Genomic DNA, 9,787 nt, shown 5'->3' with positions numbered 1-9,787 from the left:
AATGCTGCGAGCCGACAGACCACTGGTAAGCCGTGTGCGGGAAATCCGCATGCACGGTTTGGAAGGGGGCGTTCGCTCCTGGATTTATTCAATTTAGGAACCAACGTCTACCAATGGCCTCCTCGCTGCCGCCCCCTTTCCTCGAAGACCTGCTCCAACGTGTCGGGCAGGCCCTGCAGCCGCCACCCTGGCTGGTGGATGAGATGCAGCGGCGGCTGGTGCTGCTGCTCAATCACGTGCTCCAGCAGGAGCCCCAGGCGCAGGCTCGTCTGCAGCGGCAGTCCGGCCGCGTGCTGGAGGCCCGCTGGCGCGCCTTCACCCTGCGCCTGCAGGCCACGCCCGCCGGCCTGCTCGACCTGGCCCCTGCCGGCCCCGCGCCGGACCTCAACGTGACCGTGACCGACGAGTCCCCCTGGACGCTCGCGCAGGCGGCGCTGCGCGGCGACAAGCCGGCGGTGCGCATCGAGGGTGACGTGCAGCTCGCCGCCGAGGTGCAGTGGCTGGTGGATCACGTGCGCTGGGACATCGAGGAAGACCTCGCCCGCATCGTCGGCGACGCGCCCGCGCATGCGATGGGCCGCATGGCGCGCGGCATGGCCGAGGCCATGCGGCGTTTCGTCGGCGCGGCCGCCTCGGTGGGCATGCCCCCGGCGCCCGCACCGGCACCGGCTGCATCTGCCGAGCCGCCGCGCACGGCGCCGACGCCGGACGCTGCGGCCGCCACCGCGCCGACCCCGCCCCCTGGGCCTGCGCAGGCACCGGGATGACGCGCTACCTGCGCGCCGCCTTCATCGTCTGGATCGTCCTGCGCTACGGGCTGGACGAGCTCGTGCTGTCCGGCTTCCGGCTGCGCGGCCTGGCCCGCGTGGTCACCTTCGGCCGCAAGCTCGACGCGCCACGCGGCCGCCGGCTGCGCATGGCCCTGGAGCACCTGGGACCCATCTTCGTCAAGTTCGGCCAGGTGCTCTCCACCCGGCGTGACCTGCTGCCGGCCGACGTGGCCGACGAGCTCGCGCTGCTGCAGGACCGGGTGCCCCCGTTCCCCCCGCAGGTGGCCGTGGCCACCATCGAGCGTGCCTTCCGCCGGCCGCTGGCCGAGATCTTCGAGACCTTCGAGCACGAGCCGGTGGCCAGCGCGTCCATCGCGCAGGTCCACTTCGCCACGCTGCGCCTGCGCAGCGGCGAGGTGCGCGAGGTGGCGGTGAAGGTGCTGCGGCCCGGCATGCTGCCGGTGATCGAGAAGGACCTGGACCTCATGCGCATGATGGCCGGTTGGATGGAGCGCGCCTCGTACGACGCGCGCCGCCTGAAGCCGCGCGAGGTGGTGGCCGAGTTCGACAAGTACCTCCACGACGAGCTGGATCTGGTGCGCGAGGCCGCCAACGCCGCGCAGCTGCGCCGCAACATGGCGGGGCTCAACCTCGTGCTGATCCCGGAGATGTTCTGGGACTACTGCCACGACGAGGTCATCGTGATGGAGCGCATGGAAGGCGTGCCCATCAGCCAGGTGGAACGCCTGAAGACCGCGGGCGTGGACCTCAAGCAGCTCGCGCGCGACGGCGTCACCATCTTCTTCACCCAGGTGTTCCGCGACGGCTTCTTCCATGCCGACATGCACCCGGGCAACATCCAGGTGAGCATCGCGCCCGAGACGTTCGGCCGCTACATCTCGCTCGACTTCGGCATCATCGGCACGCTGACCGAGTACGACAAGGAATACCTGGCGCAGAACTTCACCGCCTTCTTCCGGCGCGACTACAAGCGCGTGGCGGAACTGCACATCGAGTCCGGCTGGGTGCCGCCGGGCACGCGCGTCGACGAACTGGAGGCCGCGGTGCGCACCGTGTGCGAGCCGTATTTCGACCGCCCGCTGAAGGAGCTGTCGCTCGGCATGGTGCTGATGCGCCTGTTCCAGACCTCGCGCCGCTTCCAGGTGGAGATCCAGCCGCAGCTCGTGCTGCTGCAGAAGACCCTGCTCAACATCGAGGGCCTGGGCCGCCAGCTCGACCCCGATCTCGACCTGTGGAGCACGGCCAAGCCCTTCCTCGAGCGCTGGATGGTCGACCAGGTCGGACCGCAGCGCCTGCTGGACGAGCTGCGCGACCAGGCGCCGCGCTACGCCAAGCTGCTGCCGGAGCTGCCCCTGCTGGTGCAGCGCTTCCTGAAGCAGCGACCCGACCAGGACCGCGCCGACCTGCGGGAACTGCTGGCCGAGCAGAAGCGCACCAACCGGCTGCTTCAGGGCCTCGTGTGGGGCGGCGTGGGTTTTGCTTTGGGTCTGATCGTCATGCAGATCGTCATCCGGGTGCGGCTTTTCTAGGGAGATCCCTGGGCCCGCGGTCCGAAGGGACACTGCAGCCGTGCAGCCAGTTCGCCCATAATCCGCGCCACCGTCACTCAAGAGGAGTCCCTGATGCTCATCAGCTTCATCGTGCTTTACCTCGTGGCGTCCATCGCCATCGGCCTGTATGCCGCCCGGAACGTGCACAACACGGCCGACTACGCGGTGGCCGGCCGCAGCCTGCCGCTGGCGGTGGTGATCGCGACCACGTTCGCCACCTGGTTCGGCTCGGAGACCGTGCTCGGCGTCTCGGCCCGGTTCGTCTCGGGCAACCTGGGCGCGGTGGTGGAAGACCCCTTCGGCGCCTCCATGTGCCTGATCCTCGTGGGCCTGTTCTTCGCCTACAAGCTCTACCAGCGCAACCTGATCACCCTGGGCGACTACTACCGCCAGCGCTACGGTCGCGCGGTGGAGGTGAGCTGCTCGGTCATGATCATCTTCAGCTACCTGGGCTGGGTGGCGGCGCAGGTCACCGCCCTGGGCCTGGTGTTCCACCTGCTCGCGCCCGACACCATCAGCGTGACGATGGGCATGGTCATCGGTACGGCCGTGGTGCTGGTCTACACCCTGTACGGCGGCATGTGGTCCGTGGCCCTCACCGATTTCGTGCAGATGATCGTCATCGCGATCGGCCTGCTGGCCATCGCGTGGTTCGCGGCCGATCTCGCCGGGGGCGCGGGCAAGGTGATCGACTACGCGGCGACCAACGGCAAGTTCGAGTTCTTCCCCACCACGGGCGAGACCAAGGACTGGATCTTCTTCTTCGCGGCGGCCATCACCATGATGCTGGGCTCCATTCCCCAGCAGGACGTGTTCCAGCGCGTCATGTCCTCCAAGGACGCGAAGACGGCCCAGCGCGGCCCCATCATTGGCGGCACCCTGTACTTCCTGTTCGCGCTGATCCCGATGTTCATCGTCACCGCGGCCGTGATCGTGATGGGCGAGGCCGGCACCAAGCTGCTGGCTGACGACCCGCAGAAGGTGCTGCCCACGCTGGTGATGGAGAAGATGCCGGTGATCCTGCAGGTGGCCTTCTTCGGCGCGCTGCTGTCGGCCATCATGTCCACCGCCTCGGCCACGCTGCTGGCGCCCAGCACCACCTTCGTGGAGAACATCCTGCGCAACCTCAAGCCCGGCATGAGCGACCAGGCCACGCTGAAGGCGATGCGCATCTCGGTGCTGGTGTTCACCGGCATCGTGCTGGCCTACGCCATCATCATGCAGGGCACGACCATCTATGACCTGGTCTCCGGCGCCTATCAGGTGCCGCTGGTGGGCGCCTTCGTGCCGCTGGTGCTGGGCCTGTACTGGTCGCGCGCCACCACCCAGGGCGCCCTGCTGTCGGTGGTGATGGGTCTCGGCACCTGGCTGTTCTTCATCGCCACCGGCCTGTCCGAGGCCTTCCCGCAGCAGCTCGCGGGCCTGATCGCGGCCTTCGCCGGCATGATCTTCGGCTCGCTCGCACCCCAGTGGCTGCCCGACCACAAGGGCCACGTGCACCACTTCGAAGGCACGGGCAAGGCAGCCGGCGCCGCCTGAGGCCCCTGCGCCCGCGCGCGGCGGCCTGCCGGCCCCCCGGTTGAAAGCCGGGGGCCCGCCTATAATTGAAGGCTTTGCATCCTTCCACCTCCTCGCGCGCCATGCCCATTTACGCCTACCGATGCGGCTCCTGTGGCCATGCCAAGGACGTGCTGCAGAAAATCTCCGACGACCCGCTCACCGTGTGCCCCGCCTGCGGCGCCGAAGCTTTCAGCAAGCAGGTCACCGCGGCCGGCTTCCAGCTCAAGGGTTCCGGCTGGTACGTGACCGACTTCCGCGGCGGCTCCTCCGCAGCCGCGCCCGCGGCGGACAAGACCGGCGAGAAGGCCGCCGACAAGCCCGTCGACAAGCCCTCCACCGGTGGCGCCTCCGAGGGCGCCTCGGCGCCCGCCAAGAGCGATGCGCCCTCCGCCTCCGCCGGGGGCTGCGGCAGCTCCTGCGCCTGCCACTGACGGGCCGGCGGCATGCACGCCCTTCGCAAGTGGCTGCTGGCGGGCCTGCTCGTCGTGGTGCCGGTGGCCATCACGGTCTCGGTGCTGCAATGGGTCATCGGCCTGCTGGACCAGACGCTGCAGATCCTGCCGGCGCACTGGCACCCCGACAAGCTGCTGGGCATCCACATCCCTGGCTTCGGCGTGCTGCTCACCCTGGCCATCCTGCTGGTCGTGGGCGCCGCCGCCAGCAACATCATCGGCCGCAAGCTCGTCGCCCTGGGCGATGCCATCGTGCATCGCATCCCGGTGGTGCGGTCCATCTATTCCAGTGTCAAGCAGGTCTCCGACACGCTGTTTTCCGAGAGCGGCAACGCGTTCCGCACCGCCGTGCTGATCGAGTGGCCCCGCCAGGGTACCTGGACGATCGCCTTCGTCACCGGCGCGCCCGGCGGCGAACTGAAGGACGCGCTGCACGACAGCGACTACGTTTCCGTGTACGTGCCCACCACGCCCAACCCCACAAGCGGGTACTTCATGATGCTGCGCAAGACCGATTGCGTGGAGCTGAAGATGAGCGTGGACGAGGCGCTGAAGTACGTGGTGTCCATGGGCGTGGTCACGCCCGGCGCCGCCAAGAACCGCTGATCCGGCCCGCGCGGGCCGCTCTCTCCATTGCCAGTTTCCCCTGCCTGAAGGTATTCCCATGTCCCAACAAATGCGCACGACCTATTGCGGCCAGGTGACCGAGGCCCTGCTCGGCCAGACCGTCACGCTTTGCGGCTGGGTCAATCGGCGGCGCGACCACGGCGGCGTGATCTTCGTCGACCTGCGTGACCGCGAGGGCTACGTGCAAGTCGTGTGCGACCCGGACCGCCCGGAGATGTTCGCCACCGCCGAGAGCCTGCGCAACGAATTCTGCGTGCAGGTGCGCGGCCTGGTGCGCGCGCGGCCGGAAGGCACGACCAACGACAACCTCAAGAGCGGCAAGATCGAGGTGCTGTGCCATGAGCTGATCGTGCTCAACGCCTCCGTCACGCCGCCGTTCCAGCTGGACGACGAGAACCTGTCGGAGACCACGCGCCTGCTGCACCGCGTGCTGGACCTGCGCCGCCCGTACATGCAGAACAACCTGATGCTGCGCTACAAGGTGACGATGGAGGTGCGCAAGTTCCTTGACGCCAACGGCTTCATCGACATCGAGACGCCCATGCTCACCAAGAGCACGCCTGAGGGCGCACGCGACTACCTCGTGCCCAGCCGCGTGCACGACGGCCTGTTCTTCGCGCTGCCGCAGTCGCCCCAGCTCTTCAAGCAGCTGCTCATGGTGTCCGGCTTCGACCGCTACTACCAGATCACCAAGTGCTTCCGCGACGAGGACCTGCGCGCCGACCGCCAGCCCGAGTTCACGCAGATCGACGTGGAGACATCCTTCCTCACCGAGGAGGAGATCCGCACCATGTTCGAGGGCATGATCCGCAGCACCTTCCAGAACGTGCTGGGCATCGACATCGGCGCCTTCCCGGTCATGAAGCACGCGGACGCCATGGCGCTGTACGGCTCCGACAAGCCGGATCTGCGCGTGAAGCTGCAGTTCACCGAGCTCACCGACGTGATGAAGGACGTGGACTTCAAGGTCTTCTCCGGGCCCGCGAACGCCGCGGATGGCCGCGTGGTCGGCCTGCGCGTGCCGGGCGGCGGTGAGATGACCCGTGGCGAGATCGACGGCTACACCGAGTTCGTCAAGATCTATGGCGCCAAGGGCCTGGCCTACATCAAGGTGAACGAGGCCGCCAAGGGCCGCGAGGGCCTGCAGTCGCCCATCGTCAAGAACATCCATGATGCGGCGCTGGCCGAGATCATCAAGCGCACGGGTGCGCAGGACGGCGACCTGATCTTCTTCGGCGCCGACAAGGCCAAGGTGGTGAACGACGCCATCGGCGCGCTGCGCGTGAAGATCGGCCACAGCGAGTTCGGCAAGGCCCGCGGCCTGGTCGAGGGCCAGTGGCGGCCGCTGTGGGTGGTGGACTTCCCGATGTTCGAGTTCGACGAGGACGGCCAGCGCTGGAACGCGGTGCATCACCCCTTCACCTCGCCCAAGGACGGGCACGAGGACTGGCTGGAGACGGACCCGGGCCGATGCCTGGCCAGGGCCTACGACGCGGTGCTCAACGGCATCGAGCTCGGCGGCGGTTCCGTCCGGATCCACCGCGAGGAAGTGCAGAGCAAGGTGTTCCGCGCGCTCAAGATCGACGCCGAGGAAGCCCAGCTCAAGTTCGGCTTCCTGCTAGACGCGCTGCAGTACGGCGCGCCGCCGCACGGCGGCATCGCCATCGGCCTGGACCGCTTCGTCATGCTGATGACGGGCGCCGAGAGCCTGCGCGACGTGATCGCCTTCCCCAAGACGCAGCGCGCCCAGTGCCTGCTGACCGGCGCGCCCGGGCCGGTGGACGAGAAGCAGTTGCGCGAGCTGCACATCCGCCTGCGCAACGTGCAGGCGGCCTGAGCCGCCGGGCCGCCCCAAGGCGAATCCCGCAGTCCTTCAGGACGTAGGGTAGTCCAGTGAGCCGCGGGGGCGTCACGGCGGTGCCCCCGCCGTGACGCAGAATCGGGGCTGCCATGACCCGGCCCTACAAGATCCCGCTGTCCGTGCTGGTGGTGATCCACACGCCGGCGCTCGAGGTGCTGCTGATCCGTCGCGCGGATGCCTTGCAGCACTGGCAGTCCGTCACCGGCTCCAAGGACAGCGAGGACGAGCCCTTCGACGAGACCGCGCGTCGCGAGGTGCACGAGGAAACGGGCATCGGCGCGGCCATCGGTCGCCTGTCCGACTGGGGCATGGAGAACGTCTACGACATCTGGCCGCGCTATCTGCACCGCTACCCGCCGGGCGTGACGCGCAACCGTGAGCGCGTGTTCGGCCTGTGCGTGCCGGCTGGCACCCCCGTCACGCTGAACCCGCGCGAGCACACCGAGTGGCGCTGGCTCCCCTGGCGCGAGGCGGCGGACGCGTGCTTCTCGCCGTCCAATGCCGAGGCCATTCTGCAGTTGCCGCGCCTGGCCGGCTGACCGGGGTGACGTGAGTTGAGCGTGAGGATGCCATGCGCACGAAAGCTCGATGGCTAAAATGGCCGCGTGGAGGTCCCTCATGTCCATCAGCGCCACGGAAGCCAAGAACCGATTCGGCTATTACTGCAGCCGTGCCAAGACCGAGCCGGTCATCGTCGACAAGGACGGGCGGCCCGACACCGTCCTTATCGGCTTCGATGCCTACCAGGCACTCAAGGCCGCCAGCGGCGCGCGACGCAAGGGCGCCAGTACGGGCAAGGCGTTCTACGAGCAGTACAAGGACTGGGTGGACATGCAGAACGAACTGGTCGAGAAGCACGGCATTCCAGGCGAAGAGTATCGGCCCTGGTGACCATGGCGCAGTTCGACGCCTACGAGAACCCGGCCGCCGCACAACGGGAAGGCTTCCCCTTCCTAGTCGTTCTTCAGAGCGACCAGCTCGATCACCACTCCACGCGGCTCGTCATGCCGCTGGCGCGTCTACCCCGCGACCCGCAGGGATGGCCCCACCGGCTGGCGCAGCCGGTGCACGTGAAGGGGGAGAGGCTCTACCCGGCGGCGCACCTCTGCGCACCGTTTCCGGCGAAGTTGCTGCGGACGCCTGTGGCGTCGCTGCGACATGAGTCAGCGGTCTTTGTCGATGCGCTGGACGCCGTGATCGCAGGCGTCTGATTCCGGCGTCCGGACACCCTGCCATGAACCTCCTGCGCGTGGCCACCTACAACATCCACAAGGGCGTGCAGGGCTTGGGGCCGGTGCGCCGGCTGGAGATCCACAACCTGGGCCACGCAGTGGAGCAGCTCGATGCCGACCTGGTGTGCCTGCAGGAGGTGCGCAAGCTGCACCGCCGCGAGGAGCGCTACTTCACCCGCTGGCCCGAGCTGCCGCAGGCGGAGTTCCTGGCGCCCGAGGGCTACTACCCTGTCTACCAGACCAACGCGAAGACGCGCCATGGCGAGCATGGCAATGCGCTGCTCTCGCGCTGGCCGGTGGTCTCGCAAGGACATGAGGACATGTCCGACCACCGCTTCGAGCAGCGCGGCCTGCTGCACGTGGAGGTGAAGGTCGAGCGGCGCCTGGTGCACGTGATCGTGCTGCACCTGGGCCTGATCGCGGGCAGCCGGGACCGGCAGGTGCAGCAGCTCGGCCGCTACATCGAGCGCGAGATCCCGCGTCGCGCGCCGCTGATCGTGGCGGGCGACTTCAACGACTGGGGCGCCAAGCTGCGCCCGGCCATGAACGCGCTGGGCCTGCGCGACTTCACCGGCGAGCGCGCCCATACCTATCCCTCGCGCCTGCCCATCACCCAGCTCGACTACGTGTACGCCCGCGGCCTGGAGCCCACAGGCATGCTCATCCCGCGCGGCCGCATCTGGTGGCGCATGTCCGATCACCTGCCGCTGATCGCCGAGTTCCGGCTCACCTGAGCAGGCCCTCCATGCCCCGCCCGGCGCCCGCCCTCAAGCCCGGCCATCACATCGAGCTGCTGGAAGGCAGCCTCGCGTTCTTTCCCGCGCTCGTCACGGCCATCGACGCCGCGCACGCCGAGGTGCTGCTGGAGACCTACATCTTCGACGTCACCGGCGACGGCGCCGAGGTGGCCTATGCCCTCGAACGCGCGGCGCGGCGCGGCGTGCTGGTGCGCGTGCTGGTCGATGGCGTGGGCTGCCCCAGCCTGCCCGATGGCTGGGAGGCCCGCCTCTCGCAGGCCGGCGTGCACTGGCTGGTGTACTCGCCGGTGGGCGCGCTGGGCCTGCTGTGGCCGGGGCAGTGGCGCCGGCTGCACCGCAAGCTGTGTGTGGTGGACGGGGAGGTCGGCTTCTGCGGCGGCATCAACATCCTGGACGACTTCCACGATCCCAACCATGGCGCGCTGCAGTCACCCCGGCTGGATTTCTCGCTGCGTGTGCAGGGCGCGCTGGTGGAGGACATGCGCGAGGCGATGCGCAACCTGTGGAAGCGCACCGACACCGTGAGCCACCTGCGTCGCGCCGAGCTGACGGGCGCGCTGGAAACGTGGCGCGCGGAAACGCAGGAGCGCCAGCCCGCGCATCGCACGCCGCGCCACGGCGTGCCCCGCGCGCGGGCCACCCTGCTGCTGCGCGACAACCTGCGGCATCGCGCCGACATCGAGCGCGCCTACCTGCGCGCCATCGGCCGCGCACGCCACGAGATCATCATCGCCAACGCCTACTTCGTACCGGGCGGGCGCATGCGGCGTGCGCTGGTGCAGGCCGCGCGGCGCGGCGTGCGGGTGTGTCTGCTGCTGCAAGGGCGCTACGAGTACTTCATGCAGTTCTACGCCGCGCGGCCGGTGTTCGGCGCCATGCTGGCCGCCGGCGTGCAGATCCACGAGTACGAGCCCAGCTTCCTGCATGCCAAGGTGGCGGTGATCGACAGCCGCTGG

At 68.6% G+C, this 9,787-nt stretch carries 11 protein-coding genes; all 11 read left to right on the top strand.

Features of this window, described 5'->3' with window-relative positions; translation table 11 throughout:
• Nucleotides 1-113: 113 nt before the first annotated feature.
• Nucleotides 114-767: a hypothetical protein gene (locus ACE3T5_RS19460; RefSeq protein ID WP_374669765.1), complete on the top strand. Its 654-nt coding sequence runs from the start codon at nt 114-116 to the stop codon at nt 765-767.
• A complete protein-coding gene (gene ubiB / locus ACE3T5_RS19455) occupies nt 764-2,320 on the top strand; it encodes a ubiquinone biosynthesis regulatory protein kinase UbiB (RefSeq protein ID WP_374669764.1) in 1,557 nt (518 codons plus the stop codon). Before ACE3T5_RS19460 ends, ubiB begins: the two co-directional genes overlap by 4 nt.
• 93 nt (nt 2,321-2,413) lie before the next feature.
• Nucleotides 2,414-3,880 (top strand): sodium:solute symporter family protein, encoded by a 1,467-nt coding sequence (locus ACE3T5_RS19450; RefSeq protein ID WP_374669763.1) that lies wholly within the window; start codon nt 2,414-2,416, stop codon nt 3,878-3,880.
• Nucleotides 3,881-3,981: 101 nt separating this feature from the next.
• Nucleotides 3,982-4,332, top strand: coding sequence for an FmdB family zinc ribbon protein (locus ACE3T5_RS19445; protein ID WP_374669762.1), 351 nt, complete (start codon nt 3,982-3,984; stop codon nt 4,330-4,332).
• 12 nt (nt 4,333-4,344) lie between these two features.
• Nucleotides 4,345-4,959, top strand: coding sequence for a DUF502 domain-containing protein (locus ACE3T5_RS19440; protein ID WP_374669761.1), 615 nt, complete (start codon nt 4,345-4,347; stop codon nt 4,957-4,959).
• 58 nt (nt 4,960-5,017) lie between these two features.
• On the top strand, nt 5,018-6,817 hold the full coding sequence (aspS, locus tag ACE3T5_RS19435; RefSeq protein ID WP_374669760.1) for an aspartate--tRNA ligase: 1,800 nt from the start codon (nt 5,018-5,020) through the stop codon (nt 6,815-6,817).
• 113 nt (nt 6,818-6,930) lie between these two features.
• On the top strand, nt 6,931-7,380 hold the full coding sequence (nudB, locus tag ACE3T5_RS19430) for a dihydroneopterin triphosphate diphosphatase (protein WP_374669759.1): 450 nt from the start codon (nt 6,931-6,933) through the stop codon (nt 7,378-7,380).
• Nucleotides 7,381-7,459: 79 nt separating this feature from the next.
• Nucleotides 7,460-7,732 (top strand): type II toxin-antitoxin system prevent-host-death family antitoxin, encoded by a 273-nt coding sequence (locus ACE3T5_RS19425; RefSeq protein WP_374669758.1) that lies wholly within the window; start codon nt 7,460-7,462, stop codon nt 7,730-7,732.
• A 2-nt stretch (nt 7,733-7,734) separates the two neighbouring features.
• Entirely contained in the window at nt 7,735-8,052 is a 318-nt protein-coding gene (locus ACE3T5_RS19420) for a CcdB family protein (protein WP_374669757.1), read from the top strand.
• 23 nt (nt 8,053-8,075) lie between these two features.
• Entirely contained in the window at nt 8,076-8,807 is a 732-nt protein-coding gene (locus tag ACE3T5_RS19415) for an endonuclease/exonuclease/phosphatase family protein (RefSeq protein ID WP_374669756.1), read from the top strand.
• Between the two features lie 11 nt (nt 8,808-8,818).
• A partial coding sequence (locus ACE3T5_RS19410; protein WP_374669755.1) for a phosphatidylserine/phosphatidylglycerophosphate/cardiolipin synthase family protein occupies nt 8,819-9,787 on the top strand: 969 nt, incomplete at its 3' end.

The sequence above is a fragment of the Ramlibacter sp. genome, from assembly GCF_041916345.1.
Lineage (GTDB): Bacteria > Pseudomonadota > Gammaproteobacteria > Burkholderiales > Burkholderiaceae_C > Ramlibacter.
The sequence above is the reverse complement of the archived record's forward strand: the minus strand, read 5'-3'. Positions and strand labels throughout refer to the sequence as shown.

Bases quoted from the DNA above. Each gene is read 5' to 3' on its own strand.
- ACE3T5_RS19460 (WP_374669765.1), top strand. From the start codon at position 114: ATGGCCTCCTCGCTGCCGCCCCCTTTCCTCGAAGACCTGCTCCAACGT.
- ubiB (WP_374669764.1), top strand. From the start codon at position 764: ATGACGCGCTACCTGCGCGCCGCCTTCATCGTCTGGATCGTCCTGCGC.
- ACE3T5_RS19450 (WP_374669763.1), top strand. From the start codon at position 2,414: ATGCTCATCAGCTTCATCGTGCTTTACCTCGTGGCGTCCATCGCCATC.
- ACE3T5_RS19445 (WP_374669762.1), top strand. From the start codon at position 3,982: ATGCCCATTTACGCCTACCGATGCGGCTCCTGTGGCCATGCCAAGGAC.
- ACE3T5_RS19440 (WP_374669761.1), top strand. From the start codon at position 4,345: ATGCACGCCCTTCGCAAGTGGCTGCTGGCGGGCCTGCTCGTCGTGGTG.
- aspS (WP_374669760.1), top strand. From the start codon at position 5,018: ATGTCCCAACAAATGCGCACGACCTATTGCGGCCAGGTGACCGAGGCC.
- nudB (WP_374669759.1), top strand. From the start codon at position 6,931: ATGACCCGGCCCTACAAGATCCCGCTGTCCGTGCTGGTGGTGATCCAC.
- ACE3T5_RS19425 (WP_374669758.1), top strand. From the start codon at position 7,460: ATGTCCATCAGCGCCACGGAAGCCAAGAACCGATTCGGCTATTACTGC.
- ACE3T5_RS19420 (WP_374669757.1), top strand. From the start codon at position 7,735: ATGGCGCAGTTCGACGCCTACGAGAACCCGGCCGCCGCACAACGGGAA.
- ACE3T5_RS19415 (WP_374669756.1), top strand. From the start codon at position 8,076: ATGAACCTCCTGCGCGTGGCCACCTACAACATCCACAAGGGCGTGCAG.